Annotated in this window: 26 protein-coding genes; 20 read left to right on the top strand and 6 right to left on the bottom strand. The window is 70.2% G+C overall.

All coding sequences use genetic code 11. The annotated features are described in order from the left end of the window. Positions 1 to 11: 11 nt before the first annotated feature. Entirely contained in the window at positions 12 to 467 is a 456-nt protein-coding gene (locus tag HDA39_RS34195) for a rhodanese-like domain-containing protein (protein WP_184802297.1), read from the bottom strand. 78 nt (positions 468 to 545) lie between these two features. Next, on the bottom strand, positions 546 to 2,441 hold the full coding sequence (gene nhaA, locus HDA39_RS34190) for a Na+/H+ antiporter NhaA (protein WP_184802295.1): 1,896 nt from the start codon (positions 2,439 to 2,441) through the stop codon (positions 546 to 548). Positions 2,442 to 2,576: 135 nt separating this feature from the next. Here nhaA and HDA39_RS34185 point away from each other — a divergent pair, with 135 nt between their 5' ends. Beyond that, on the top strand, positions 2,577 to 3,047 hold the full coding sequence (locus tag HDA39_RS34185; RefSeq protein WP_184802292.1) for a nuclear transport factor 2 family protein: 471 nt from the start codon (positions 2,577 to 2,579) through the stop codon (positions 3,045 to 3,047). Positions 3,048 to 3,072: 25 nt separating this feature from the next. On the opposite strand, the gene HDA39_RS34180 is transcribed toward HDA39_RS34185, so the two are convergent. Next, the gene (locus HDA39_RS34180; protein WP_184802290.1) at positions 3,073 to 4,287 is read right to left on the bottom strand and encodes an FAD-dependent oxidoreductase; all 1,215 of its coding nucleotides are present in this window, start codon (positions 4,285 to 4,287) and stop codon (positions 3,073 to 3,075) included. Positions 4,288 to 4,319: 32 nt separating this feature from the next. Between HDA39_RS34180 and HDA39_RS34175 the strand changes: the two genes are divergently transcribed. The 4 genes from HDA39_RS34175 (at position 4,320) to HDA39_RS41965 (ending at position 8,009) form a co-directional block, all read left to right on the top strand. Next, a complete protein-coding gene (locus tag HDA39_RS34175) occupies positions 4,320 to 5,162 on the top strand; it encodes a WYL domain-containing protein (RefSeq protein ID WP_202893204.1) in 843 nt (280 codons plus the stop codon). A gap of 141 nt (positions 5,163 to 5,303) precedes the next feature. Then, positions 5,304 to 6,008, top strand: coding sequence for a GAF and ANTAR domain-containing protein (locus HDA39_RS34170; protein WP_184802288.1), 705 nt, complete (start codon positions 5,304 to 5,306; stop codon positions 6,006 to 6,008). Between the two features lie 225 nt (positions 6,009 to 6,233). Then, the gene (locus HDA39_RS34165) at positions 6,234 to 7,325 is read left to right on the top strand and encodes an ROK family transcriptional regulator (RefSeq protein WP_238356215.1); all 1,092 of its coding nucleotides are present in this window, start codon (positions 6,234 to 6,236) and stop codon (positions 7,323 to 7,325) included. A gap of 42 nt (positions 7,326 to 7,367) precedes the next feature. Continuing rightward, positions 7,368 to 8,009, top strand: a complete 642-nt coding sequence (locus HDA39_RS41965; RefSeq protein WP_202893203.1) for a GNAT family N-acetyltransferase — start codon at positions 7,368 to 7,370, stop codon at positions 8,007 to 8,009. Here HDA39_RS41965 and HDA39_RS43930 read toward each other — a convergent pair. Then, entirely contained in the window at positions 7,996 to 8,541 is a 546-nt protein-coding gene (locus HDA39_RS43930; protein ID WP_184802285.1) for a CGNR zinc finger domain-containing protein, read from the bottom strand. The two genes, HDA39_RS41965 and HDA39_RS43930, sit on opposite strands and share 14 nt — an antisense overlap. Positions 8,542 to 8,724: 183 nt before the next feature. Between HDA39_RS43930 and alr the strand changes: the two genes are divergently transcribed. The 12 genes from alr (at position 8,725) to HDA39_RS34100 (ending at position 21,356) form a co-directional block, all read left to right on the top strand. Next, on the top strand, positions 8,725 to 9,846 hold the full coding sequence (gene alr, locus HDA39_RS34150; protein WP_184802283.1) for an alanine racemase: 1,122 nt from the start codon (positions 8,725 to 8,727) through the stop codon (positions 9,844 to 9,846). Further along, positions 9,843 to 10,820 carry a D-alanine--D-alanine ligase gene (locus HDA39_RS41960; protein ID WP_202893202.1) on the top strand — a complete coding sequence of 326 codons (978 nt, stop codon included), beginning with the start codon at positions 9,843 to 9,845 and terminating at the stop codon, positions 10,818 to 10,820. Before alr ends, HDA39_RS41960 begins: the two co-directional genes overlap by 4 nt. Next, positions 10,801 to 11,427: a M15 family metallopeptidase gene (locus tag HDA39_RS41955; protein ID WP_337926015.1), complete on the top strand. Its 627-nt coding sequence runs from the start codon at positions 10,801 to 10,803 to the stop codon at positions 11,425 to 11,427. The genes HDA39_RS41960 and HDA39_RS41955 overlap by 20 nt, the downstream gene beginning before the upstream one ends. A 71-nt stretch (positions 11,428 to 11,498) precedes the next feature. After that, positions 11,499 to 12,158 (top strand): metal-dependent transcriptional regulator, encoded by a 660-nt coding sequence (locus HDA39_RS34140; RefSeq protein WP_184802281.1) that lies wholly within the window; start codon positions 11,499 to 11,501, stop codon positions 12,156 to 12,158. After that, positions 12,155 to 13,189, top strand: a complete 1,035-nt coding sequence (locus HDA39_RS34135) for a multicopper oxidase domain-containing protein (RefSeq protein WP_184802279.1) — start codon at positions 12,155 to 12,157, stop codon at positions 13,187 to 13,189. The genes HDA39_RS34140 and HDA39_RS34135 overlap by 4 nt, the downstream gene beginning before the upstream one ends. Beyond that, positions 13,186 to 14,370 carry a ZIP family metal transporter gene (locus HDA39_RS34130; protein WP_184802277.1) on the top strand — a complete coding sequence of 395 codons (1,185 nt, stop codon included), beginning with the start codon at positions 13,186 to 13,188 and terminating at the stop codon, positions 14,368 to 14,370. The genes HDA39_RS34135 and HDA39_RS34130 overlap by 4 nt, the downstream gene beginning before the upstream one ends. A gap of 98 nt (positions 14,371 to 14,468) precedes the next feature. After that, positions 14,469 to 14,963, top strand: a complete 495-nt coding sequence (locus tag HDA39_RS34125) for an NADH-quinone oxidoreductase subunit NuoE family protein (RefSeq protein ID WP_238356214.1) — start codon at positions 14,469 to 14,471, stop codon at positions 14,961 to 14,963. Further along, positions 14,960 to 16,495 (top strand): formate dehydrogenase beta subunit, encoded by a 1,536-nt coding sequence (locus HDA39_RS34120; protein WP_184802275.1) that lies wholly within the window; start codon positions 14,960 to 14,962, stop codon positions 16,493 to 16,495. Before HDA39_RS34125 ends, HDA39_RS34120 begins: the two co-directional genes overlap by 4 nt. Then, entirely contained in the window at positions 16,492 to 19,302 is a 2,811-nt protein-coding gene (gene fdhF / locus HDA39_RS34115) for a formate dehydrogenase subunit alpha (RefSeq protein WP_184802273.1), read from the top strand. Before HDA39_RS34120 ends, fdhF begins: the two co-directional genes overlap by 4 nt. Next, on the top strand, positions 19,302 to 19,523 hold the full coding sequence (locus HDA39_RS34110) for a formate dehydrogenase subunit delta (RefSeq protein WP_184802271.1): 222 nt from the start codon (positions 19,302 to 19,304) through the stop codon (positions 19,521 to 19,523). Before fdhF ends, HDA39_RS34110 begins: the two co-directional genes overlap by 1 nt. Beyond that, positions 19,523 to 20,719 (top strand): molybdopterin-binding protein, encoded by a 1,197-nt coding sequence (locus HDA39_RS34105; RefSeq protein WP_184802269.1) that lies wholly within the window; start codon positions 19,523 to 19,525, stop codon positions 20,717 to 20,719. The genes HDA39_RS34110 and HDA39_RS34105 overlap by 1 nt, the downstream gene beginning before the upstream one ends. 199 nt (positions 20,720 to 20,918) lie before the next feature. Further along, complete coding sequence (locus tag HDA39_RS34100) at positions 20,919 to 21,356, top strand: MerR family transcriptional regulator (protein WP_184802267.1); 438 nt, start codon at positions 20,919 to 20,921, stop codon at positions 21,354 to 21,356. A gap of 44 nt (positions 21,357 to 21,400) precedes the next feature. Here the strand turns inward: HDA39_RS34100 and HDA39_RS34095 are convergent, their stop codons facing one another. Then, on the bottom strand, positions 21,401 to 22,438 hold the full coding sequence (locus tag HDA39_RS34095; RefSeq protein WP_184802265.1) for an aminotransferase class V-fold PLP-dependent enzyme: 1,038 nt from the start codon (positions 22,436 to 22,438) through the stop codon (positions 21,401 to 21,403). A gap of 107 nt (positions 22,439 to 22,545) precedes the next feature. Here HDA39_RS34095 and HDA39_RS34090 point away from each other — a divergent pair, with 107 nt between their 5' ends. Beyond that, complete coding sequence (locus HDA39_RS34090) at positions 22,546 to 23,595, top strand: aldo/keto reductase (RefSeq protein ID WP_184802263.1); 1,050 nt, start codon at positions 22,546 to 22,548, stop codon at positions 23,593 to 23,595. 7 nt (positions 23,596 to 23,602) lie between these two features. On the opposite strand, the gene HDA39_RS34085 is transcribed toward HDA39_RS34090, so the two are convergent. Continuing rightward, positions 23,603 to 24,043 (bottom strand): MarR family winged helix-turn-helix transcriptional regulator, encoded by a 441-nt coding sequence (locus tag HDA39_RS34085; protein WP_184802261.1) that lies wholly within the window; start codon positions 24,041 to 24,043, stop codon positions 23,603 to 23,605. Positions 24,044 to 24,103: 60 nt separating this feature from the next. On the opposite strand from HDA39_RS34085, the gene HDA39_RS34080 reads away from it, so the two are divergent. Beyond that, entirely contained in the window at positions 24,104 to 24,499 is a 396-nt protein-coding gene (locus HDA39_RS34080) for a VOC family protein (RefSeq protein ID WP_184802259.1), read from the top strand. Positions 24,500 to 24,593: 94 nt separating this feature from the next. After that, positions 24,594 to 24,860: a hypothetical protein gene (locus HDA39_RS34075; RefSeq protein ID WP_184802257.1), complete on the top strand. Its 267-nt coding sequence runs from the start codon at positions 24,594 to 24,596 to the stop codon at positions 24,858 to 24,860. Positions 24,861 to 24,864: the final 4 nt, after the last annotated feature.

Raw genomic sequence — 24,864 nt, 5'->3', positions numbered from 1 at the left:
TCTCGACACGGTCAGCAGGCGCAGGCGACTCCGCGCGGTGCGACCAAGGGGTCGACCGCCTGGCGGCTGGTTCCCTGAGCGGTTTCCACCGGCAGTCCCTCGCGGGTCCAGTACTCGAAGCCGCCGAGCATCTCCTTCACCGGGTGCCCGAGCTTCGCGAACTCCAGCGCGGCCCTGGTCGCGCCGTTGCAGCCGGGCCCCCAGCAGTACGTGACGACAGGCATGCCGGCCGGTACGACGGCCGCCGCGTGGTCCTGGATCTCCCGCGTGGGCAGGTGAATCGCGCCGGGTACGTGGCCCTGGTCCCAGCTCTCCTGGCTGCGGGTGTCGATCAGCATCCAGCCGCTAACCCCGGCGCCGATGTCGGTGGCGACGTCGGAGCAGTCGGTCTCGAAGGCGAGCCGGGCGGCGAAGTGCTGGACGGCGGCCGGCGACGGCGCCGGCGGGATCTGGAGGACTGCTGACATGGTGACTCCTTCACGAGATGGAGTCACCAGCGTGGCGGACCGGCGTACGGGGTCGAAAGTGGCAGAAACGACGCCGTACTACGAATTCCTGCCATTGCGGGCGGCGACCATTGCCCGGGCGCGGGCGGTCTTGATCGCCTTGGTCAGCGTCTCGATGTCGTACGCGCCGTAGTGCCGCTGCCCGTTGATGAAGAACGTCGGGGTGCCGGACACGCCGCTCAGGTCGGCGGTCTCGACGTCCCGCGCGACCCGTCCGGCCGCGACGTGGCGCTTGACCTCGTCGTGGAGGCGGTCGTCGTCCAGGCCGAGCTGCTGGGCGTAGCTCATCAGGTCGGCCGGCTGGAGCTTGTCCTGGTTGGCCAGCAACAGGTCGTGCATCTCCCAGAACTTGCCCTGCGCCGCGGCCGCCTCGGCGACCTCGGCCGCGATCTGCGCGCGCGGATGGACGTCGGTCAGCGGCAGGTGCCGCCAGACGTAGCGCAGGTCGTTGTCCTTCACCAATTCCCGGACCACGGTCTCCGCGAGCCCGCAGTACGGGCACTCGAAGTCGCCGTACTCGACCAGCGTCACCGACGCGTCCTCCGGGCCACGGACGTGGTCGCAGTGCTGGTCGACGGCGTCGACGAGGTCGATCAGCTGCTCGGCGTCACCCAGCAGCGCGGCCGCCTTCTTCGGCGGGGAGAGCAGCTTCGCCAGCCGGAACACCGTCCAGGTCACCACCGAGGCGATCACCAGCGTGGACAGCAGGCCGACCTTCGCCTCGGCCAGCGCGTCGCCCTCGAACGCGATCGTTGCGATCAGCAACGACACGGTGAACCCGATGCCGGCGATCGTGCCGCTGCCGAGCACGCCGACCCAGCCGACCAGCGGCCTGACCCGGCCCTTGGTGAAGCGGGCCAAGGCCCACGAGCTGACCGTGACCGCGATCGGCTTGCCGAAGGTGTACCCGAAGATGATGCCGAGCGTGATCGGCGAGGTGTAGGCCTGGGCCAGGAAGTCCAGGTCGATGCTGATGCCCGCGTTGGCCAGGCCGAACAGCGGGACGATCAGGTAACTGGTCCACGGGTGGTAGAAGTGCTGGAGCCGGTCGTTCGGCGACAGCGTCGAGGTCAGCCCGAGGGTCGCGCTGCGCGCCAGCTCCGGCGTCGGCTGCTCGCGGAACAACCGGAACAGGCCGCTGGCTTGCTCCAGGTCGTCACGACCGGGCGAGTACGCCGGCGCGGTCAGCCCGATCGCGAGACCTGCGACCACCGGATCGACCCCTGAGGTCAGCAGCGCCGCCCAGGTGAGGATGCCGAGAATCACGTAGTACGACGGGTTCCGGACGCCGGCCAGCGACAGCGCGAAGATGACGCCGAAGGCAACAATTGCCGCCAGCAACGGCATCATCGCGATGTTCTCGCTGTAGACGACCGCGATCACCAGCAGCGCGATCAGGTCGTCGACCACGAAGACGGTCAGCAGGAACACCCGGACCCGGTCCGGTACGCCGCGCCCGACGAGCGCCAGCAGCCCGAGCGCGAGCGCGGTGTCGGTGGACATCGCGACACCCCAGCCGTGCGCGCCCTCACCGCCGGCGTTGAAGGCGACGAAGACCAGGACCGGCAGGAGCATCCCCGCGACGCCGGCGACGACCGGCAGCACGAACCGGCTCCGCTCGCGCAGGTCGCCGAGGTCGAACTCGCGCCGCGCCTCCAGCCCGACGACGAGGAAGAACAGCGTCATCAGCCCGCTGTTGATCCACTCGCGCAGGTCGAGGCTGAGCTCCTCCTCGCCGAGCTTCAGCGAGAAGTCGGTGTGCCAGAAGCTCGTGTACGAGTCGGGCATCAGGTTCGCCCAGAGCAGCGCGAGCACGATCGCCGCCGCGAGCACGCCGGAGCTGCCCGCCTCGGTCCGCAGGAACGACCGCATCGGCGCCGCGACCCCGCGGGTCCAGCCCGAGCGCCCGGTCAGCCGTGAGGTGAAATCGGACATCAGTCCCCCTGCCCGGGCGACCGTCGTACGGCGTTGGACTCCACGAAGGTCAGCATCGCATCCGGAACCACGGCGGGCGAACTAGGCTGTATACAGTACTCCGGAGGGTGTCCGTCGATCCGAGGAGAGTTCGCGATGACCGATCGTCCGCCACTGCCGCCGTTCACGGAGGCGACCGCGATCCAGAAGGTGCGCGCCGCCGAGAACGGCTGGAACGGCCGCGACCCGGAGGCGGTCTCGCTGGCCTACAGCGAGGACACCACCTGGCGGAACCGCGACACCTTCGTCACCGGTCGCGCCGAGGTGGTCGCGTTCCTGGCCCAGAAGTGGGAGCGCGAGCTGGACTACCGGCTGATCAAGGAGCTGTGGTCCTACACCGCGGACCGGATCGCCGTGCGGTTCGTGTACGAGTGCCGCGACGCCGCGGGCCAGTGGTACCGCTCGCACGGCAACGAGAACTGGGAGTTCGACGAGCACGGCCTGATGCGGGTCCGCAAGGCCAGCATCAACGACCAGCTGATCACCGAGGCCGACCGGCTCTTCCACTGGGACGCCCCCGGCCCACGCCCCGACGACCACCCGGGATTGACCGAGCTGGGCTTGTAGCTCTTCCCCCCGCGCGCTCCCCGCGTCAGCGGCGAAGCCTGGTCGCCGCAGCCAGCAAGGGAGTGACCGCGCTGGTCGCGGCCGCGCCGAGAGGGGTGTCGGTCGCCAAGATGAGACGAACGGTCTTCATGGCCAGGGTGAGTACTTCGGCACCGCGCTCGCGCAGACCGCTCTCGTACGCCGCGACGGCGTCGAGAAGGTTGTCGCCGGCGAGCTGCTGGACGAGGTCGGCGGCGTCCCGGATGGCCGTGCCCGCGCCCATCCCGGCGGTCGGCGGAGTGGCATGAACGGCGTCGCCCAGCGCGGTGATCCGGCCGGCCCGCCAGGGCGCCAGGTCCGCGGCCCGGGTGGAGGCGGCGTTGAACCGGAAGGCCGCCACGCTCGCCGGATCGGACCGGGCGATCACCTCCAGCGTCTGCTCCGACCAGTGGTGCTCGCGGAAGCGACCGGCCAGCGCGGTCTGCAGTTCGCGACCGCGAAGATCCCGCAGCGCAGCGGTCCGGCTGGACTCGGGGAACATGGCACCCCAGATGTACGTCGGTCCGGTGGTGACCGACATCCGCAGCTCGGGTTCGTTCAGGACGGCGAACCCGACCGGGTCTAGGTAGCCGACGTACAGCGCGGCACCGTGTGGTCCGACGCCCATCGACGACCGCAGCCCGAGCCGCTCCTGCTCGCCTGCGCTCAGGTCGGCGCGCCGGGTTCGCCCGCAGAAGCCGATGAGCCCGGCCGGCTGGTTGGTCCGCGCGCCGGCCAGCTCTTGGGCGACGACCGAGTGGGCCCCGTCAGCACCGACGATCAGGTCCGCCGAGTCCGACGTACCGTCGGCGAACCGGACCCGAACACCATCCTTGTCGAGACCGGCGACGGTGTGGCCAAGACGCAGATCGGCACCAACAGCCTCGGCCAGCAGCAGCCGCAACGTGATTCGATCGACGTCGAGACTCACGCTGTCGCGCAACTCCGGCCCGTAGCCGATCACCCGGCCGCGGCGGTCCCACAACGTGTCCCGCTCCCGCCTGCACAGCGCTGAGGCCGACGCGCGCAACCGGCGCATGACCTCGGGCCCGACCAGACCGGACAGTGCCGTCTGGGCCTGCTCGTCGAGCGTGATCTGATACCCACCCGTCGCCGCCGCGTCGGTGTCCCGGTCGTACACCACCACCTCGTGCCCGGCCCGACGCAAGCCGGCGCCCAGGGCCAGCCCACCGATTCCTCCACCCACCACAATGATTCGCATACCCCGACGGTGCCATCGCCTGTGGCCACCGAGTGGCCACTACTCCAGTCAGGCTGTCCCAAAGGGCGACACCGGACGGCGGCTACCTGCTGGGGACCGGGCACACTCTGCCGCCGCTGCTGTTCGATCACGAGCAAGCGCTGGCGGTCGCGGTCGCCCTGCAAACTGCGCCGAGTACGACGTACGGACTGCAGGACGACACCGCACGGGCGCTCGCCACCGTCACCCAGGCGATGCCGCTGACTCTGCGCGCGGCGATGGAGTCCCTGCGACTGACCCGCCTGCAGAACTACTGGGAGTTCCCCGCGCCACCGATCGACTCGGCCGCTCTCAGCGTGATCGGCACCGCCGTCCGCTTCCGCCACCTCCTGCTCGCGGAGTTCCTCCACCCGGACGGCACCCGCCCGGACTTCGCTCCGGTCCACCGCCTCGAACCGCACCACCTCGTCGTCTGGGCCGGCCGCTGGTACGTCGTCGCGTACGACCTCACCGTGAGCCGCTGGCGCGTTCACCGCATCGACCGCCTGCACCCGCGCCCCACCACCACGCCGTTCGGCCCGCGCGTTCTCCCGGGCGAAGACCTCACCGAGTTCGTCACCAGCAGCCATGACCGCGGCGACCACGCGGCTGACTGGCCCTGCACGGGGTACGCCGTACTCGCCCTGCCCGCGCAGGTCGTCGCACGCTGGGCGCCGGGCGGCTCGGTCGTCGACCACCTCGGTCCTGAGCGTTGCCGGCTGACCCTCGGCGCCTGGTCCTGGGCGGGCGTCGCCGGAATCCTCGCCACTTTCGACACCCCGCTGACCGAGGTCGAGCCCGCCGCCCTCCGCACGGCGTGCCACGACCTCGCCCAGCGCTATCTGTCCATCAGCTGACGATGCTCTGGCACCTCCGAACCCGCACGAATACTTGACGTGGAACCAGCTACCGGTTCCACGGGTTCTGCCTGCATGATGTGCACTGAGGAACACTCCAGCCTCGGGGTGCCCTGACGATGACTCATGTCTGGAGCCCGGATGGCCGAGTTCGACCCCGCCGTGCCGACGTCGGCCGACGCGTTCGCCCGGCTGGCGATCGAGCTGCACGACGCGCCCGGGGTCGAGGAGACGATCGACGCGGTCGTCCAGTTCGCGCTGCAGGCCCTGAACTGCACGTACGCCGGGATCGCGCTGCACCGGCGGGGTTCCCGGCCGGAGATCGCGGCGGTCACCGATCCGGTGGTCGCCGAGGTGTACGACCTGCAGATCGACGACGAGGACGGCCCGCTGGTCACCGCGTTGCGTGAGCACACGAACGTGCTGATCCGCGACACGACCACCGACACCCGCTGGCCCCGGTGGGCCGCCAAGGTCGCCCAGCTCGGCGTCCGCTCGGTGCTCGACGTTCCCCTCACCACCGGCGGCGGCAGCTCGGCGTCGGTCGGCGTACTGGGTCTCTACAGCCCTCGGCCCGACGCCTTCGGCCCCGACGACGAGGCGATCGCCCAGATCCTCGCCCGGCACGCCTCCATCGCCGTCGCCACCGCCCGGCACGAGGAGACGATGGCGCAGGCGGTCGACGCCCGCAAACTCGTCGGCCAGGCGATGGGCATCCTGATGGAACGCTTCGACGTCGACGGCGACCGGGCCTTCGCCATCCTCAAGCGCTACTCGCAGGACACCAACACCAAACTCCGCGACGTCGCCCAGCAGCTGATCGACACCCGCAAACTCCCCCACTAGCCAGGACGCCGGGCAGGCCGCCCGCGGTGGGGGCCCTCGCTTGGCTCGCCCGCCCGGGTGAGCGGCAGCTTGCCCCGGAACCTTCGCTTCGCTCGGCTGCTGGATGCTGGTCCGGTCGTCCGTGGTGGGGATTGCGTATTCTGCGTCGCAAGTGGAAATCGGCGGACGGGGAGTTCGGTGGCGGGTGGGTGGCAGCCGTTGGCGGGGCCGGCGCACCGGGTCGCGTTGGAGATCTTGCTGGACGGGCCGTTGTCGCGGGCGGAGTTGTCGCGGCGGGTGGGGTTGTCGCCGGGGAGTCTGACGCGGATCACCAAGCCGATGCTCGAGTCGGGGCTGCTGGTCGAGGTAGCAGGCGGGCCAACGGATCCGCGGGTGGGGCGCCCTTCGCAGCCGCTGGACATCGTGCCGTCGGCCCATCACTTCGTGGGGATCAAGCTGACCGGCGACCAGGCGGTCGGCGTACTGACGACCCTGCGGGCCGAGGTGATCGCCTCGGCCGAGCTACCGTTGCCTGATCACGGTCCGACGGCCGTCGCGGCGACGGTGGCCGAGCTGACCAAGACGCTGGCCGCGCACCGGGACGGCGAGCTGAGCGGCCTCGGGATCTCGCTCGGCGGACAGGTCGTCGGCAAGAGCAAGGTCCGTTCCGGCTCCTTCCTCAACTGGTACGACGTACCGCTCGGCCAACTGATGAGCGCGCACACCGACGTCCCCGTGGTCGTCGCCAACGACCTCACCGCGTTGACCGAGGCGACACACTGGTTCGGCGCGGGCCGCGGCGCGGCGCGGTTCAGCCTGATCACCATCGGCGCCGGCATCGGCTACGGCCTGGTCGTGCACGGCAAGATCGTCGACAGCCCGGAGTCCAGCCTCGGGCTGATCGGCCATCACCCACTGCTCCCCGACGGCCCCCGCTGCGAACGTGGCCACATCGGCTGCGCCACCACCCTGCTCACCACCGAGGCCGTCGTCACCCAGGTCGGCGAAGCACTCGGCCACGAGGTCACGTACGACGAGTGCCTGGACCTCGCGATCAAAGGCGACCCCGCCGCCCGCCACGTCGTCGACCGCGCCGGTTTCGCCCTCGGCCGCCTGGTCGCGACCGCCGCCAACTTCACCCTGCCCGACCGCGTCGTGCTCGGCGGCGAGGGCGTGCGGCTGGTCGACGTCGCCCACGACGCGCTGCTCGAAGGCCTGCACCTCGACCGGCACCCGGAGTCGGTCGATCCCCCGATCGTGCTGCTCGACGCCAGCTTCGACGAGTGGGCCCGCGGCGCCGCCGTGATCGCCATCCAGACCTTCGTCCTCGGCAGCTGAAACCCTGGCCGTAACTGACTACACCGTGATAGACAGTTACCCATGGATGATCTGCTCCGCCGCTGGCAGTACGGCTGGGGACTGTGCCGCGGCCTGCCGCCGGCCCTCGACCGCCGCATCGCGCTCGACGTCACCCTCGGCCTCCCCCATCGCGACCGCGAACTCTTCGCCCTCCCCGGTACGACGCCCGCCCCGCTGATCGCCGAGGTCCTGCACGCACCGCGCCCGACCTGGCTCACCGTCACCACGCACCAGGCCGACGAAGCAGCCACCGAACTCCGCTCCGCCGGCCTCGAACTCTTCGACGAACGCAAACTGCTGATGACGATCGACCTCCGCCAGCACCCGATGCCGACCACACAGCACCAGGTGCTGACCACGACGGAGGGGCCGCTGGAGCGGGTCTGCGTCCCCGCCTGGCGCGACAGCGCCGACGGCGAGGAAGCCGCGCGCGGCATGATGGCCGTCGTCGGCGACGACGACGCGGTGATGCACGACATCCACACCAGCCCGGCGTACCGACGCCAGGGCCTCGGCACCGTGGTGATGGGCACCCTCGCCCGACGAGCCCTCGACCGCGGCGCGAGCACCGGCCTCCTGATGGCCACCGTCGAAGGCGCCGCCCTCTACCGCCAGCTGGGATGGGTGCCTCAGGCAACGATGCTAACGGCTAAGGCTGCCTAGCGCGATGGGCGGCGACCTTCGTCCTGTTCTGGCACGCCGTCGAGCAGAACCGCTGCGTCCTGCTCCGCGTCGTGTCCAGGAACAGGGTGTCGCACCGGTCCGCCCCACACTCGCGCAACCGGGACACGCGGCTCCCGACCACCATGGCGACAGCCGTCGCGAACTCGGCCAGCCACCCGGTCGCGGCTGACACTCCCGGGCCGGCGAAGTGCAGGTGCCACAGCTCGTGGTCGTCGAGCACCATCCGGGGCACAGCACGCGTGCTCTCGAGCAACGCGTTCACGCCCTCGGCGGCGGCATCCACGTCGCCGTCGACGAGCAGCCGCAGTACGCCGTACAGGTCGCGCCCGCCGGCCGCGAAGACCGGGAGGTCGATCTCCGGGACCAAACGAGTGGTCAGCCGAAGTGAAGCCTCGACTCCGGCCGCGTCTCCCGGCGGCCGCACCCGGCCCTGGGCGAACTCGCCGCCGAAGGTGTTCGCCAGCGCGACCGCGGCGGTGAGCGAGTCGCGCAGGTGATCGGTGGCCTCCACCTGACAACCCTAGCGGCGCGATCAACGACCAAGGACCGATGACACCGGCCGAACGGCCATCCTTCTCGTCCTTTGGGATGGCTCGGTTTGGTCTGGTGTGCTACCAGGGTCGTAGTCCGGAAGGTGGCAACCTCCGACTTCGATCCGATGTGCTGCTCGTTGCCAGAAACAACAATGATCGTCATGAACCTGGTCCAGAGCCCGGCCCGTGCCTGTTTCGGTCTGGCGGAGGCGACGATCGACCTCGGCGCGGTCAAGGCGAACGTCGGTCACTACCGAAGAGAGCTGCGGTCCGGCACCGAGATCATGGCCGTCGTGAAGGCGAACGGCTTCGGCCACGGCGCCGTCCAGATCGCCAAGGCTGCCGTCGAGGCCGGCGCGACCTGGCTCGGGGTCGCCCGGGCCGACGAGGCGCTGGAGCTGCGCGCGGCCGGCCTGACCGTACCGATCCTCGCCTGGCTGTACGACGCGACCGAGCTGATGTGGTTGTCCGACGTCGATGTGAGCGTGGCGACCGTCGCCGAGCTGCAGCAGGTGGTGTCCGCGCCCAGCGTGCACCACGTACACCTCAAGCTGGACACCGGTCTGCACCGAGGAGGCAGTACGCCGGACCAGTGGATCGAGCTGACCCGCGCGGCCGCGCACTACGAGGCGCTCGGCGCGGTGAAGGTCCGGGGCGTCTGGTCGCACCTGTCACACGGGGACGAGCCCGACGCGACGCACAGCCGTCGTCAGCTCGAGCTCCTGCGCGCCGGGATCGCCCTGGCCCGGCGCGCGGGACTCGACCCGTCCGTCGTCCACCTGGCGAACTCCGCGGGGGCGCTCACGCTCGACGCCCCGGACTGCAACCTGGTCCGGATCGGCGCCGGGCTGTACGGGATCGACGAGCTGAACAGCGGTCTCCGGCCGGCCATGCGGCTCAGCACCAAGGTGGCGCAGGTTCGCCGGATCCGAGCAGGAGAAGGCGTCTCGTACAACCACGACTACGTCACGCCGACGGACACGACCATCGTTCTTGTTCCTTTGGGGTACGCCGATGGCATTCCCAGGACGGCAACCACCGCACAGGTTCTGATCCGTGGCGTGCGGATGCCGATCCGTGGGCGGATCGCGATGGACCAGTTCGTGGTCGACGCCGGGGACCTCCCGGTCGAGCCCGGGGAGCCCGTCATCGTCTTCGGCCCCGGCGACCAGGGCGAGCCGACCGCTGCCGAGTGGGCGCAGTGGGCCGGAACCATTCCGCACGAGATCTACACCGGCCTCGGGTCCCGGGTGCCGCGTCGTTACGAGGAGGCAACCCGGTGAAGGTCGCAGTGATCATGGGCGGCGCGAGCCCCGAGCACGAGGTGTCGCTGGCCAGCGGCGCGGGGGTCGCCGCGGCGGCCGCCGAGCTCGGGCACACGGTCATCGAGCTGGTGATCGAGCCCGACGGCAGCTGGCGCGACGGGCAGCACGAGGCGATCGCGCTGCTCCAGGACGCCGACGTCGCCGTACCGGCCCTGCACGGCGAAGGCGGCGAGGACGGCGTCATCCAGGGATTCCTCCAGCAACTGAAGGTCCCGTACGTCGGCAGCGGCGTCGCGGCGAGCGCGGTCGGCCTGGACAAGCACCTCACCAAAACGATCCTCAAAGCCCACGGTCTGCCCGTGAGCCCCGGCATCACGCTCAGCGGCGCCGACCTCGACGACCCCGAGGCCGCGCACCAGCAGCTGAAGGCGGCCGGGATCGACTTCCCCGTCTTCGTGAAGCCGAACAACGGTGGTTCCAGCTACGGAGTCACCCGCGTCACCGACGCGGCCGCGCTGACCGAGGCGGTCGCCGCGGCGGCCGTGGTCGACGGCGCCCAGGTCCTGGTCGAGCAGGAGATGCGCGGCCGCGAGATCGACCTGGCCGTGATGCAGTTCCCCGACGGCCGGGTCGACGCCGGGCCGGCGCTGGAGATCCACAGCGACCCGGACCAGCCGTTCTTCACGACTCTGGCCAAGTACTCCAAGTGCGCCGGCGAGCAGTTCGTCGTACCGGCTCCGCTGGACGCCGAGCTGGCCGCGACCTTGCGCCGTACGGCGATCGAGGTGTTCGAGACGCTCGGCTGCGCGGGACTCGCCCGGGTCGACTTCTTCGTCCCGGCCGGCGGCGGCCCGGTGGTGAACGAGATCAACACCTTCCCCGGTTTCACCCCCGCGTCGCAGTTCCCGCGGATGTGGGCGGCCGCCGGGATGACCTACGCCGACGTCGTGCAGAACCTGCTGGAGACCGCGCGTGCCCGTACTGCTGAGTGACGCGCGGATCACCCGGATCCCGGTGATCGAGAGCGGCGAACCGCTGGTCGACCTCTACAGCCGGGGCGTGTCCGCGCGCGACCGCGTGCTCGTCCGGGAGGGACTCGCGGACCGGCTCGCGATCGCGGACAGCTTCCTCCCGACCGGCGTCCGCCTGTACGTCGTCGAAGGCCTGCGGGAACTGACGATCCAGCAGGAGATCTACGACGGCTACCGCGCCGAGCTCGTCGAGCTCAACCCGGGGATTACCGACGCCGAGGCGCACGTGCTGGCCAGCCGGTTCGTCTCACCGGTCGAGGTCGCACCGCACGTCGCCGGTGCCGCGGTCGACCTGACGCTGGTCGGCGAGCACGGCCCGTTCGACCTGGGGACGCCGATCGACGCGACGCCCGAGCAGTCGAGCGGCGCGTGCTTCTTCGACGCGGCCAACATCAGCCGGGAGGCCCGGACCAATCGCGCGCTGCTGGCCGACGTACTGACCGCGGCGGGTCTGGTGAACTACCCGACCGAGTGGTGGCACTGGTCCTTCGGGGACCGCTACTGGGCTTTCGCCGAGCAGCGGACGCACGCGATCTACGGATCACAGTCCTGCCTGAGCCAGCTATAGACTCCAGCGTTAGCCTTGTCTAATCTCAGGGTGTGACAGCTCAACGCGAGAAGCGGCCCGATGACTGCTGCATGCCACGGACGGCGGCGGTCGAGGACTACCTGCGGGTGATCTTCAAGCTCGAAGGCCGTGGAGCCCCGGTCACGACCTCCGGCCTGGCCGCCCAGCTGGAGGTGGCACCGCCGACGGTGTCCGCGATGCTGAAGAGGCTGGAGTCCGGCGGCCTGGTGGTCCGTACGCCGGGCCACCGCGCCCGGCTGACGCGGCACGGCGAGCAGCACGCCGTCGAGGTGACCCGGCGGCACCGGCTGGTCGAAACGTTCCTGGCCCAGGTGCTCGGTCTGTCCTGGGACGAGGTGCATGCCGAGGCCGACGCCCTCGAGCACGCGATCAGCCAACGGATCGAGGACCGGATCGACGCGGTCCTCGGCCATCCGGAGCGTGATCCGCACGGTGACCCGATTCCGCCGCGGTCCGGTCCGCACGTCGAGCGGTGGAACTCTCCGCTGACCGACATCCCGCCGAACCACACGTTCCGGGTCGAGCGCGTGGCCGACGACGACAGCGAGGCGCTGCGCTTCCTGGCCGAACGAGGAATCCGGCCGGGCGTCGTCCTCGAGGTGCTGTCGCGGGAGCCCTTCGGCGGTCCGCTGTGGGTGGAGGTCGCCGGCGACCGTCATCCGCTCGGGCCGGTGCTGACCGACGCCGTGCACGGCGAGGTCGTCCGATGAGTCCCCCGTCCCGGCGCCGCTTGCTGCTCGGCGGGGCCGGCGTCGCGCTCGGCGCGATCCCGGCCCGGCGGCTGACCGAGGGTCCGGCGGCGCCGGACCACGGGGCGCACGCCGATCACGGTCAGGCGATGCCGCACGGCGGCGGAGTCAACGGCCCGGTCTTCCGTGGCGTGGTCGACCACGCCGCGAACGGGTTCGACCCCAGCGAGATCCTGCGGGACTTCGACTACGGCAAGGTGTCGGCGCTGCCCGGCGGCCAGGTCCTGCGCGAGTGGGAGATCGTCGCCTCCGACCGCGAGATCGAGGTCGCGCCCGGAGTCCGCTTCCCGGCCTGGACGTTCAACGGCCGGGTGCCCGGCCCGACCCTGCGGTGCCGGGCCGGCGACCGGCTCAAGGTCCGGTTCGTGAACGCCTCCGCCCACCCGCACACGATGCACTTCCACGGCATCCACCCGGCCGAGATGGACGGCGTGCCCGGGATCGGCCGCGGCGTGATCGAGCCCGGCGGCGACTTCGTCTACGAGTTCGACGCCGAACCGTTCGGCGTACACCTGTACCACTGCCACGTCGGGCCGCTGGCCGAGCACATCGCGCGCGGGATGTACGGGATGTTCGTCGTCGATCCGCCGCAGCCCCGGCCCAAGGCCGACGAGCTGGTGATGCTGATGCACGGCTACAACACCACCTTCGATGCCGAAGGCAACCAGCTGTACGCCGTCAACGGCATCCCGTTCCACTACATGCACACCCCCGTCCGGGTCCGTCGCGGCGAGCTGGTCCGGATCTACCTGGGCAACATGCTGGAGTACGACCCGATCAACAGCTTCCACCTGCACGCGAACTTCTTCGACTACTACCCGACCGGCACCCGGCTGGAGCCGAGCGAGTACACCGACACCGTGGTCCAGGCGCAGGGGCAGCGGGGGATCTGCGAGCTGAGGTTCCCGCACCTGGGCAAGTACATGTTCCACGCCCACAAGACCGAGTTCGCCGACCTCGGCTGGATGGGATTCTTCGAGGTGGTCGAGTGAGTACGACGCGCTCCCTCCGGCTGCCGACCTGGTTGCTGGCCTGCGCCTCCTTCGCGGGAATCGTCGTGGTGCTCGGGCTGCTCCTGCTGCTGGCCAGCCAGAGCCTGCCCGAACGCACCGGTCCACCGGCCGAGCAGCTCGCAATCGAGCGGACCGTGCTGTCGCCCAGCACCATCGAGCTGACCGTCCGCAACACCGGCGCCGATCCGGTCCGGATCGGGCAGATCTTCGTCAACGACGCGTACGTCGCCTTCACCGGAGCCACCGAACCGCTGCCCCGGTTGTCGAGCCAGACCCTGCGGATCGACTACCCGTGGCAGGAAGGCCAGCCCTACCTGGTCTCGATGCTCACCTCGACCGGCGCCGTGATCGAGCACGAGATCGGCGCGGCCGTGGAGACCCCACCGGCCGGAGGCGGCGTCCTGGCGCTGATGGCTCTGCTCGGCACGTACGTCGGCATCATTCCGGTGGTGCTCGGGATGGCGCTCCTGCCCGTTCTGCGGCGCAGCGGACCGACGGTCGTCCGGATCCTGCTCGCGCTGACCGTCGGCCTGCTCGCGTTCCTGGCCGTCGACGCCGCGCTGGAGGGGCTCGAGCTGGCCGCGGAGTCCGGTGGCGCGTTCGGCGGCTCGCTGCTCGTCTTCCTCGGCGCCGGCCTGGCGTTCCTGGCCCTCACCGCCGTCGGCGGGCTGCAGCGGCGCCGGTCCGCAGCGGCCGATCCGGACCGGCCCAACGGTGGCCGCCTGGCGCTGATGGTTGCCGTCGGCATCGGCCTGCACAACCTCGGCGAAGGCCTGGCGATCGGATCGGCGTACGCCGTGGGCGAGCTCGCGCTCGGCGCCGCACTGGTGGTGGGTTTCGCGCTGCACAACACCACCGAGGGGCTCGCCGTCGTGGCGCCGCTGGCCCAGCAACGGCCGTCGGTCGGCCGGCTGGCCGGGCTCGGGCTGGTGGCCGGCGGACCGGCGATCCTGGGCGCGGTGGTCGGCGTCGCCGTCGACAACGCGGGGATCTCCGCCCTACTGTTCGGTGTCGGCGTCGGCGCGATCGTGCAGGTGATCGTCCAGCTCGCCCCCGCGCTGCGCAACCAGGCCGGCAAGATCCTCGACCCGGCCGGCGTCGCCGGACTGACCGCCGGTGTGGTGATCATGTACGTCACCGGGCTGGTGGTCACCGCCTAGGCGGGCGGCCGTGCATACTGGATATTGATAGTCGCGGCCTATCAGGTCATAGCCAGCATTGCTTTGACCGCAGGCGTCGCGACCGGGACCGTTGGTGTATGACGATGCCAGTCACGGATTCCGTCCCCGCGCCCGATCCCGGGCGTCCGCACCGCGTCCGCGAGATCGCGACCGAGCGCCGCAGACTGCGGGGCGCGCTGATGCCGATCCTGCATGCCGTGCAGGAGGAGTTCGGCTGGGTCAGCCAGACCGACGTACCGGTGATCGCCGACGTGCTCAACCTGTCGGTCGCCGAGGTGCACGGCGTCGTCACCTTCTACCGCGACTTCCGGCGCGAGCCCGGCGGACGGACCACCGTGCGGATCTGCCAGGCCGAGGCCTGCCGGTCCGTCGGCGGTGTCGAGCTGGCCGACCACGCCAAGCGCACCACCGGGCTCGGCTTCGGTGAGACGACGTACGACGGCCGCCTGACCGTCGACGAGGTGTTCTGCCTCGGCAACTGCGCGCTCGGCCCCGCCGTACAGGTCGGTGACAAGGTCCACGGCCGGGTCACCGCGGCCCGCCTCGACGCGATCCTGGGGGAGGCACGATGACGAAGGTTTTCGTACCGCGTGACATGGCGGCGAGGTCGGTCGGTGCCGACGAGGTCGCCGAGCGGATCACCGCGGCCGCCCGGACGGCGAACGCCGAGGTCGAGATCGTCCGCAACGGTTCGCGCGGCATGCTCTGGCTGGAACCGATGATCGAGGTGGAGACCTCCGAAGGACGCGTCGGCTACGGCCCGGTCGCTCCCGAGGACATCGACGGTCTGGTGGCCGCCGGGATGCTGACGGGTGGCGCCCGGAGCGAAGGCGCGTACCTCGGACTGGTCGAGGAACTGCCGTGGATGAAGCGGCAGCAGCGGCTGACCTTCGCGCGCGTGGGCGTCGTCGACCCGCGCTCGGTCGACGACTACACCGCCGCCGAAGGCTTCGCCGGTCTGAAGAAGGCCCTGACGATGACGCCGGCCGAGATCGTCGAAGAGGTGGTCGACTCGGGTCTGCGCGGCCGTGGCGGCGCCGGGTTCCCGACCGGGATCAAGTGGCGCACGGTGCTCGGCGCCGAGTCCGGCCTCAAGTTCGTCTGCTGCAACGCCGACGAGGGCGACTCCGGCACGTTCGCCGACCGGATGCTGATCGAGGGCGACCCGTTCGTGCTGATCGAGGGCATGACGATCGCCGCGTACGCCGTGGGCGCGACCGAGGGCTACGTGTACCTGCGCTCGGAGTACCCCGACGCCGTCGAGGCGCTGAACGCGGCGATCGTGACGTGCCGCGACAACGGCTGGCTCGGCGAGAACATCCTCGGCTCGGGGCTCACCTTCGACCTGCAGGTCCGGGTCGGCGCGGGCGCGTACATCTGCGGCGAGGAGACCTCGATGCTGGAGAGCCTCGAGGGCAAGCGCGGGATGGTCCGGGCCAAGCCCCCGATCCCTGCCCTGGAAGGGCTTTTCGGCCAGCCGACCGTGGTCAACAACGTGTTGTCGCTGGCAACGATCCCGACGATCCTGGCGAACGGCGCGGCGGCGTACGCGGCGTACGGCGTCGGCCGGTCGCTCGGGACCAGCGTGTTCCAGCTCGGGGGGAACGTGGCCCGCGGCGGCGTCGTCGAGACCGCGTTCGGGATCACCCTCGGCGAGCTGGTCAACGACCTCGGCGGCGGCAGCGCCTCCGGCCGGCCGGTCCGCGCCGTCCAGGTCGGTGGGCCACTGGGGGCCTACCTCCCGGTCGGTCAGTTCGACCTGCCGATGGACTACGAGGCGTTCGCCGCCGCCGGTGCGATGGTCGGCCACGGCGGCATCGTGGTGTTCGACGAGTCGGTGGACATGGCCGCGATGGCCCGGTTCGCGTTCGAGTTCTGCGCGGAGGAGTCGTGCGGCAAGTGCACGCCCTGCCGGGTCGGCGCGGTCCGTGGCGTGGAGACCATCGACCGGATCGTCGCCGGCGACGACCGGCGCAAGAACCTCGTCGTACTGGACGACCTGTGTGACCTGATGACCGACGGTTCGCTGTGCGCGATGGGCGGACTCACTCCACTGCCGGTACGCAGTGCTGTCCGCCACTTCGGAGAGGACTTCCACGCATGACCCTGCTCAAGGAACCCGACTTCGGTACGCCGGCCCGCAAGGGCGAGGCGACCGTCGAGCTGACCGTCGACGGCATCGCCGTCACCGTCCCACCCGGTACGTCGGTGATGCGCGCCGCCAAGCAGGCCGGCGTCGACATCCCGAAGCTGTGCGCCACCGACAACCTGGAGGCGTTCGGCTCCTGCCGGCTGTGTGTCGTCGAGATCGACGGCGCCCGCGGTACGCCGGCCTCCTGCACGACGCCGGTCGGACCGGGCATGGTGGTCCGGACCCAGAACGAGAAGCTCGGCAAGCTGCGCCGCGGCGTGATGGAGCTGTACATCTCCGACCACCCACTCGACTGCCTGACCTGCTCGGCCAACGGCGACTGCGAGCTGCAGGACATGGCCGGCGTGACCGGCCTGCGTGAGGTCCGGTACGGCTCGGGTGTGGACGCCGGTGCGAACCACATGGACCTGCCGACCGACACCTCCAACCCGTACTTCGACTTCGAGGCGTCCAAGTGCATCGCGTGCTCGCGCTGCGTTCGCGCCTGTGACGAGGTGCAGGGCACGATCGCGCTGACCATCGAGGGCCGCGGTTTCGACTCCAAGGTCGCGGCCGGCGCCGGCGTCTCCTTCATGGAGTCCGACTGCGTCTCCTGCGGTGCCTGCGTGCAGGCCTGCCCGACCGCGACGCTGCAGGAGAAGTCGGTGATCGAGCTCGGCATGCCGACCCGCTCGGTGATCACCACCTGCGCGTACTGCGGGGTCGGCTGCTCGTTCAAGGCCGAGCTGCGCGGCGACGAGCTGGTCCGGATGGTCCCGTACAAGGACGGCGGCGCCAACGAGGGCCACTCCTGCGTGAAGGGCCGGTTCGCCTTCGGGTACGCCAACCATCCGGACCGGGTGATGGAGCCGATGGTCCGCGACTCGATCGAGGACGAGTGGCGCAAGGTCTCCTGGGAGGAGGCGATCGGCTTCACCGCGCGCCGGCTGCGCGAGATCCAGGCCGAGTACGGACAGGGCTCGATCGGCGGCATCACCTCGTCGCGGACCACGAACGAAGAGGTGTACGTCGTCCAGAAGATGGTCCGCGCGGTCTTCGGCAACAACAACGTCGACACCTGCGCGCGGGTCTGCCACTCGCCCACCGGGTACGGACTGAAGCAGACCTTCGGCGAGTCGGCCGGGACCCAGGACTTCAAGTCCGTCGACGACGCCGACGTGATCCTGGTGATCGGCGCGAACCCGACCGACGCCCACCCGGTGTTCGGCTCCCGGATGAAGAAGCGGCTGCGCCAGGGCGCCGAGCTGATCGTGGTCGACCCGCGCCGTACCGACCTGGTCCGCTCGCCGCACATCGAGGCCGCCCACCACCTGGCGCTCGCGCCGGGTACCAACGTCGCGATCGTGAACGCGATCGGGCACGTGGTCGTGACCGAGGGCCTGGTCGACCGCGCGTTCGTCGACGCCCGGTGCGAGGGCTTCGAGGAGTGGGAGACGTTCATCGCCGGGCCGGAGCACAGTCCGGAGGCGGTCGAGGAGATCACCGGCGTACCGGCGACCGAGGTCCGCGCCGCGGCGCGGCTGTACGCGACCGGTGGCAACGGCGCGATCTACTACGGCCTCGGCGTCACCGAGCACAGCCAGGGCTCCACGACCGTGATGGCGATGGCGAACCTGGCGATGGCGACCGGCAACATCGGCCGGTCCGGCGTCGGCGTGAACCCGCTGCGCGGCCAGAACAACGTGCAGGGCTCCTGCGACATGGGCTCGTTCCCGCACGAGCTGCCGGGCTACCGGCACGTCTCCGACGACGGCGCTCGCGACGTCTACGAGCAGCTCTGGGGTACGCCGTTGCTGAACGAGCCGGGCCTGCGGATCCCGAACATGTTCGACTCCGCGATCGACGGGTCGTTCAAGGCGCTGTTCGTGCAGGGCGAGGACATCGCGCAGTCCGACCCGAACACGGCGCACGTGTTCGCGGCGCTCGGCGCGCTCGACCTGCTCGTCGTACAGGATCTGTTCGTCAACGAGACGGCGAAGTTCGCGCACGTGCTGCTGCCGGGCACGTCGTTCCTGGAGAAGGACGGCACGTTCACCAACGCCGAGCGGCGGATCAACCGGGTCCGCCCGGTGATGGCGCCGCAGACCGGCAAGCAGGAGTGGGAGATCATCTGCGAGCTGTCGCAGGCGATGGGCTACCCGATGCACTACGACTCGTCCAGCCAGATCATGGACGAGATCGCGCTCACCACCCCGACCTTCATGGGCGTCTCGTTCGACCGGCTGGACGAGGCCGGGTCGATCCAGTGGCCGTGCAACCTCGAACACCCGGACGGTACGCCGGTGATGCACGAGGAGGAGTTCACGCGGGGCAAGGGGCGGTTCATGGAGACTATGTACGTGCCCACCACCGAGCGGTCGACGCGCAAGTACCCGCTGATCCTGACCACGGGGCGGATCCTGTCGCAGTACAACGTGGGTGCGCAGACCCGTCGTACGGCGAACGTCGTGTGGCACCCCGAGGACATCCTCGAGCTGCACCCGCACGACGCGGAGGTCCGGGGCATCTCCGACGGCGACACGGTGTCGCTGGCCAGCCGGGTCGGCCGGACCACGCTGCGCGCGAAGCTGTCGGAGCGGATCCCGGTCGGGGTCTGCTACACGACGTTCCACCACCCGGTGACGGGCGCGAACGTGATCACCACCGACAACTCCGACTGGGCGACGAACTGCCCGGAGTACAAGGTGACCGCGGTCCAGGTCGATCTGGTCGTCGAGCCGTCCACGGCTGCTCGCGAGACTGTTGCGGTGGGCCACTGATGAGCGCGACCACACTGCCGCCGCACGTCAGGCTGGCCAACGAGATCGCGCGTCAGTTCGCGCACAAGCCGGCCGACGTCGCGGCGACGTCGATCGCCACGCATATTAAGGCGGTGTGGGACCCACGGATGAAGGCAGCGCTGGTCTCGCACCTCGATGCGGGCGGTGCGGACCTGGACCCGGTCGCGGCCCTGGCTGCCCAGCAACTGAAGGCCCAGTAGTGCCGAGACCCGACCACCGGCACGCGGCGGCGGCGCTTCCCTGGGACGTCGCCCGAGACCTGGCCCACGCGGCAGCCGCCGCTTTGGTGCCGAGGTCGCTGCCGCTGTCCGCGGCCGACGGTACGACGCTCGCAACGCCCTTGGTGGCGCCCGCTGCCGTGCCCCCGGTCGACCGCTCGGCAATGGACGGCTACGCCGTCGCCGGTGAGGGCCCTTGGCAAGTACTCGGCACGATCCTGGCCGGCTCCTTGGACCTGCCGAACCTGGCTCCAGGGGAGGCCTACGCCATCGTCACCGGGGCATCCGTTCCGACCGGGACGACTGGCGTGTTGCAGGACGAACTAGCTGTTCGTACTGGAGCTGAAGTTCTGGGAAATGTTGTTCCTGGCCAGCATATTCGGCGGGCTGGTGAGGAGTGTGTTGCGGGCGAGGTCTTGCTCCCCGCCGGTGTTCGGGTCGATCCTTCGGTGCTGGGGTTGGCTGCTGCGCTCGGGCTCGATCGGCTGACGGTGATCCCTCAGCCTCGGGTGGCGGCGTTCGTCACCGGTGACGAGCTGGTCCAGCGCGGAGCCTCCGGGCCCGGTCGGGTGCGGGATGCGATCGGCCCGATGCTGCCCGGGCTGATCGAGCGTGCGGGCGCGACCTGTACGGCGGTCACGCAGCTTCCGGACTCGCGATCGGCGTTGATCGACGCACTGGCCAAGTGCGACGCCGACGTGATCCTGGTGTCGGGATCCTCGGCCTCCGGACCAGCGGATCACCTGCGAGCAGGCTTGACCGCACTAGGCGCCGAACTGGTGATCGACGGCGTCGCCTGCCGGCCCGGGCATCCGCAGGCACTGGCCCGCTTCGACGACGGGCGACTGGTGATCGGCCTGCCAGGGAACCCGTTCGCCGCGCTCACCGCGTTCCTCACCCTCGGCGTCGCCGCGCTGCACCGGATGCGCGGCCTCCCGCTCCCGACGTTGCCCGTGGCCCCTATCCCCGGCGGACTCGCCGGCCACCCGACCAGCACCCGCCTCGTCCCCGTCCGCGTCACCCCCGAAGGCGCCGTACCGGTCGGCCACGCCGGCTCCGCCATGCTCCGCGGCGCCGCCGCCGCCGACGCCCTCGCCATCATCGAACCCGGCCCCACCACCGCGATCACCGCCCGCCTCCTCTCACTGGACCCCGGCGCCACCCACTGGCCGTACTAGTGCTCCAACCGCTCCCCGCGCGACTTTGAGCACCGCTCAGCCACCCCCGCGCGACTTTGAGCATCATTCAGTCAAACATCGCGCGGTACGACGACCGGACGGTGCACAAAGTGGTGCTTTGACGAGCGAGGGCGCGCGCGGTGCCCCATCGCGGACAATTCGCCTGCCGCCGCCCCTTCGGCGCGGTTACGCTGACGGCATGAACGACGGGCTGAGCATCGGGCAGGTGGCGGAGCGGACCGGGTTGAGCGTGCACGCGCTGCGCTTCTACGAGCGCGAAGGCATCCTCGCCGAGCCGGTACGCCGGGAGTCGAACGGCCGCCGGATCTACAGCGAGGACGACGTCGACTGGCTGGAGATGTGCATCCGGTTCCGCTCGTCAGGCATGCCGCTGGACACCATCCGCCGCTACACCGACCTGGTCCGCCAGGGCCCCGGCAACGAGTCGGAGCGCCTGGCCCTCCTGCAGAGCCACCAGCAACACGTCGAGGACCAGCTCGCCGCGCTCACTGCCTGCCACGAGGCGATCACCCACAAGGTCGGGATCTACCAGCAACACCTCACCCAAGGCACCGCCGACTGCCTGTGGACCGTCCCGGTCCCCACCGAGGACTCCCCCCTCGCCGCCAACCAGTAACCGCCGCCCCCAAGTAGTCACCACCGCCAGGTCCGGCTGTCAGCTCACGCGAGCGCGTCGAGAGCCAGCCGCACGTCGGCCCGCGTCGAGTACACATGGAACGACGCCCGCAACCGACCATCCCGCACAGCCGCGCGAATGCCCGCGCGCTTGAACGCCTCATCAGCCCCCGGCACATCAGCGCTGACAATCGCAGAATCCCCCGGCGGCAACCCAAGCCCAGCCCGGAACTCGTTGGCCAGCGCGAGATTGTGCGCGTGGATCTTCTCGACCCCGATCTCCTCCAGCAACTCCAGCGCCGGCGCCGCTCCCACGAAGCAGAACCACGCCGGCGACTGGTCGAAGCGACGAGCATCAGGGGCCAACGCCATCTTCGTCCCGTAGTAGGAGCCGTGAACGTCCTCAGCGGCGTACCAGTTGGCATGCAACGGCCGGCACCGCTCCTGAAGCTCCGGCGACAGGTAACCGAACGTCGCACCCCGCGGCGCCATCAACCACTTGTAGCTGTGGGCAACCAACGCGTCCACCCCGGTGACCTCGATCGGCAACCACCCGGCCGCCTGGCTCGCGTCCAGCACCACCAGGGCGCCAATCTGCTTGCTCGCAGCAATCACCGCGGGAAGGTCGAGCACCTCACCGGTCGACGACTGGACGAGGCTGACGGCAACGACGTCGACACCCGGCGTGATCGCCGCGACCAGTTCCCCGGTCGGCACCCCGACCACCTCGACCCCGCGATCGGTATGCACCTGCCACGGGAACACGTTCGAGGTGAACTCGACCGAGTCCGTCAGCACCTTCGCGCCGTCCGGCAGCGCGCTCGCGATCGGCGAGACCGCGGCCGAGACCGTACTCCCGACGAACACGTCCGCCGCGGACGCGCCGATCAGACGGGCGAACGACTCCCGCGCCCGCGTCGTCGAGCCGTCCCACGGCTCCCAACTCGTGGCCCCGACGTGCCAGTCCGCGAGCGCCGCCTGCAACGCGTCCCAGGCGGGGCGCGGCGGCAGTCCGTACGAGGCTGTGTTCAGCCAGCCGGGCTGCGGTTCCCAGAGGTGAGCGAAGTCGGCGACATCGGTCATGCGTACTCCCATGCTCGTTGCGGACGGTCAGCCCGGGAGGTGGGTTGACCTAGAGCGCGGTCTAGATCCTAGGTTCTGGACACACCCACTGTTGAGGAGTTCGCCGTATGCGATACCGCACTCTTGGCGCGACCGGCATCGAGGTCAGCGTGCACTGCCTGGGCACGATGATGTTCGGCGCGGTCGGCAATCCCGACCACGACGACAGCGCCCGGATCATCCATGCCGCCCTGGACCAGGGCATCAACTTCGTCGACACCGCGGACATGTACTCGTCCGGTGAGTCCGAGGAGATCGTCGGCAAGGCGCTGAAGGGGCGCCGCGACGACGTCGTACTGGCGACGAAGGTGCACTTCCCGATGGGCGACGGCCCGAACCGCGGCGGCAACTCGCGGCGCTGGATCACCCACGAGGTCGAGCAGAGCCTGCGCCGGCTCGGCACCGACTGGATCGACCTGTACCAGGTCCACCGGCCGGACCACCGTACGGACATCGAGGAGACCTTGTCGGTCCTGACCGACCTGGTCCGCGCCGGCAAGATCCGCGCGTTCGGCTGCTCGACGTTTCCCGCCGAGGACATCGTCGAGGCGTACCACGTGGCCGAACGCCGCGGTCTCGGCAAGTTCCGCACCGAGCAGCCGCCGTACTCGCTGATCGCCCGCGGCATCGAACGCTCCCTGCTCCCCACCGCGCAGCGCCTCACCATGGGCGTCCTCACCTGGAGTCCGCTCGCCTCGGGGTTCCTCTCCGGCAAGATCCGCAAGAACCAGCCCGTCGACCTCTCCGTCGGCCGAGCCGCTCTCACGCCGTTCCGCTTCGATCCCACGATCCCGGGCAACGCCGCCAAGTTCGACGCGCTGGAGCAGTTGATCGAGGTCGCCGACGGTATCGGCCGCACTCTCCCCGAACTCGCCCTGGCGTTCGCCGTCACCCACCCCGCGGTCACCTCCGTCATCACCGGCCCCCGCACGATGGCCCACCTCGAAGGCACGCTGAAGGCCGCCGACCTGACCCTCGACGACAAGACCCTGGACCGGATCGACGAGATCGTCCCGCCGGGCACCGACCTCTACCCGGCCGACGGCGCCTGGCAGCCGGTAGCTCTCACCGAGCCTTCCGCCCGCCGCCGCCCCCTGCAGGACCGCTCCGCCAGCTGACCGGTCCTCATGACCTACTGACAGACCTCAGGCCCGCGTGCACCTTGGCGGCCAGTTTGAGGAGCTGGGCCCGTTCGGTCGCGGTCAGTGGCGACAGGGTCGAGTTCTCGACCTTCTGTACGACGTTCCGGGCGGTCGTGAAGGTTCGGCGGCCGAGGCCGGTCAGGGCGATGCGGTACCGGCGGCGGTCGTCCGGGTCGCGCTCGCGGGAGACCAGTTCGTCCTCGAGCAGCTCGTCCATCAGGCGGACCATGTCGCTCGGGTCGAGTCCCAGCCCGCCGGCCAGCGTGCTCTGGGCCGACGGGCCCTGGTCGGCCAGTTCGGCGAGGGCCGCGAACTGCCACAGCGTGATGCCGGGGCGGACGGCCAGACGCTCCGCGATCTCGCGCCGGCCGGCCACACCCACCTTGTGCAGCACGAACGTGGTCATCCCCAGCAGCGTCTCCATGGCAGTCCATTGTAGGGTCGAACCAATCGTTGGTACTTCCCCACTAATTCGGAGGACTTGATGGACGCGCTCTACCCCCGGTTGCTGGTCGACGACTTCGCCGCGACGGTCGAGTTCTACCGCGGCGCACTCGAGGAACTGTTCGGAATTCAACCAGTAAAGGTGATTCCGGAGGCGACGTACGCGAACTGGGACCTCGGCGGCGAGGCCGCGCTGGTGCTGTTCGGCCGGGCCGGGCTCGCCGCCGCACTCGGACTCGACGCAGAAGCTCCGCCGTCGACGAGCACGATGCTGGTGCTCAAGGTCGATGACGTGGACGCGGCGGCGCAGGTGGTCGAGAAGCACGGCGCGACGCCCGTGGCCGAAGCGCAGGATCGTCCCCAGTGGGGACCGAATCTGCGGACCGCCCATCTGCGCGCACCCGACGGCACCTTGCTGGAACTGCAGTCTTACTGAGCGTGTTTCTTCGGCCCGGCACTTTTAGCGCGCCGCCAACGGGGCACCAGAGGGAAAGACAACGTAGGACAACGGAAAGAAGAAGTTGAGTCCGATGGCACTGCCGCAGTCGATCCGCAACGCCGGGGAGCCCTGGACGACCCAGGACCTGAGCAAGCTCGAGGAACTGGCCGCCGACAACTTCCCACCCTGCGTGATCGGCCTGCGGCTCGGCCGCCCCGAGGACGCGATCGTCGATCAGGCGCTACGGATCGGTGTGCGGCTGACTCCACTCAACCGCCCGCCGTACGGCGTCCTGCCGTCGGCCGGGCGAAGGGCCTACGCCCTGGACCTCGGCAGCCCGGACGAAAAGCCGAGCTGAGTTC

The sequence above is a fragment of the Kribbella italica genome (genome assembly GCF_014205135.1).
Lineage (GTDB): Bacteria > Actinomycetota > Actinomycetes > Propionibacteriales > Kribbellaceae > Kribbella > Kribbella italica.
The sequence above is the reverse complement of the archived record's forward strand: the minus strand, read 5'-3'. Positions and strand labels throughout refer to the sequence as shown.

Bases quoted from the DNA above. Each gene is read 5' to 3' on its own strand.
- HDA39_RS34195 (WP_184802297.1), bottom strand. From the start codon at position 467: ATGTCAGCAGTCCTCCAGATCCCGCCGGCGCCGTCGCCGGCCGCCGTC.
- nhaA (WP_184802295.1), bottom strand. From the start codon at position 2,441: ATGTCCGATTTCACCTCACGGCTGACCGGGCGCTCGGGCTGGACCCGC.
- HDA39_RS34185 (WP_184802292.1), top strand. From the start codon at position 2,577: ATGACCGATCGTCCGCCACTGCCGCCGTTCACGGAGGCGACCGCGATC.
- HDA39_RS34180 (WP_184802290.1), bottom strand. From the start codon at position 4,287: ATGCGAATCATTGTGGTGGGTGGAGGAATCGGTGGGCTGGCCCTGGGC.
- HDA39_RS34170 (WP_184802288.1), top strand. From the start codon at position 5,304: ATGGCCGAGTTCGACCCCGCCGTGCCGACGTCGGCCGACGCGTTCGCC.
- HDA39_RS41965 (WP_202893203.1), top strand. From the start codon at position 7,368: ATGGATGATCTGCTCCGCCGCTGGCAGTACGGCTGGGGACTGTGCCGC.
- alr (WP_184802283.1), top strand. From the start codon at position 8,725: ATGAACCTGGTCCAGAGCCCGGCCCGTGCCTGTTTCGGTCTGGCGGAG.
- HDA39_RS34140 (WP_184802281.1), top strand. From the start codon at position 11,499: ATGCCACGGACGGCGGCGGTCGAGGACTACCTGCGGGTGATCTTCAAG.
- HDA39_RS34135 (WP_184802279.1), top strand. From the start codon at position 12,155: ATGAGTCCCCCGTCCCGGCGCCGCTTGCTGCTCGGCGGGGCCGGCGTC.
- HDA39_RS34125 (WP_238356214.1), top strand. From the start codon at position 14,469: ATGACGATGCCAGTCACGGATTCCGTCCCCGCGCCCGATCCCGGGCGT.
- HDA39_RS34120 (WP_184802275.1), top strand. From the start codon at position 14,960: ATGACGAAGGTTTTCGTACCGCGTGACATGGCGGCGAGGTCGGTCGGT.
- fdhF (WP_184802273.1), top strand. From the start codon at position 16,492: ATGACCCTGCTCAAGGAACCCGACTTCGGTACGCCGGCCCGCAAGGGC.
- HDA39_RS34110 (WP_184802271.1), top strand. From the start codon at position 19,302: ATGAGCGCGACCACACTGCCGCCGCACGTCAGGCTGGCCAACGAGATC.
- HDA39_RS34100 (WP_184802267.1), top strand. From the start codon at position 20,919: ATGAACGACGGGCTGAGCATCGGGCAGGTGGCGGAGCGGACCGGGTTG.
- HDA39_RS34095 (WP_184802265.1), bottom strand. From the start codon at position 22,438: ATGACCGATGTCGCCGACTTCGCTCACCTCTGGGAACCGCAGCCCGGC.
- HDA39_RS34090 (WP_184802263.1), top strand. From the start codon at position 22,546: ATGCGATACCGCACTCTTGGCGCGACCGGCATCGAGGTCAGCGTGCAC.
- HDA39_RS34085 (WP_184802261.1), bottom strand. From the start codon at position 24,043: ATGGAGACGCTGCTGGGGATGACCACGTTCGTGCTGCACAAGGTGGGT.
- HDA39_RS34080 (WP_184802259.1), top strand. From the start codon at position 24,104: ATGGACGCGCTCTACCCCCGGTTGCTGGTCGACGACTTCGCCGCGACG.
- HDA39_RS34075 (WP_184802257.1), top strand. From the start codon at position 24,594: ATGGCACTGCCGCAGTCGATCCGCAACGCCGGGGAGCCCTGGACGACC.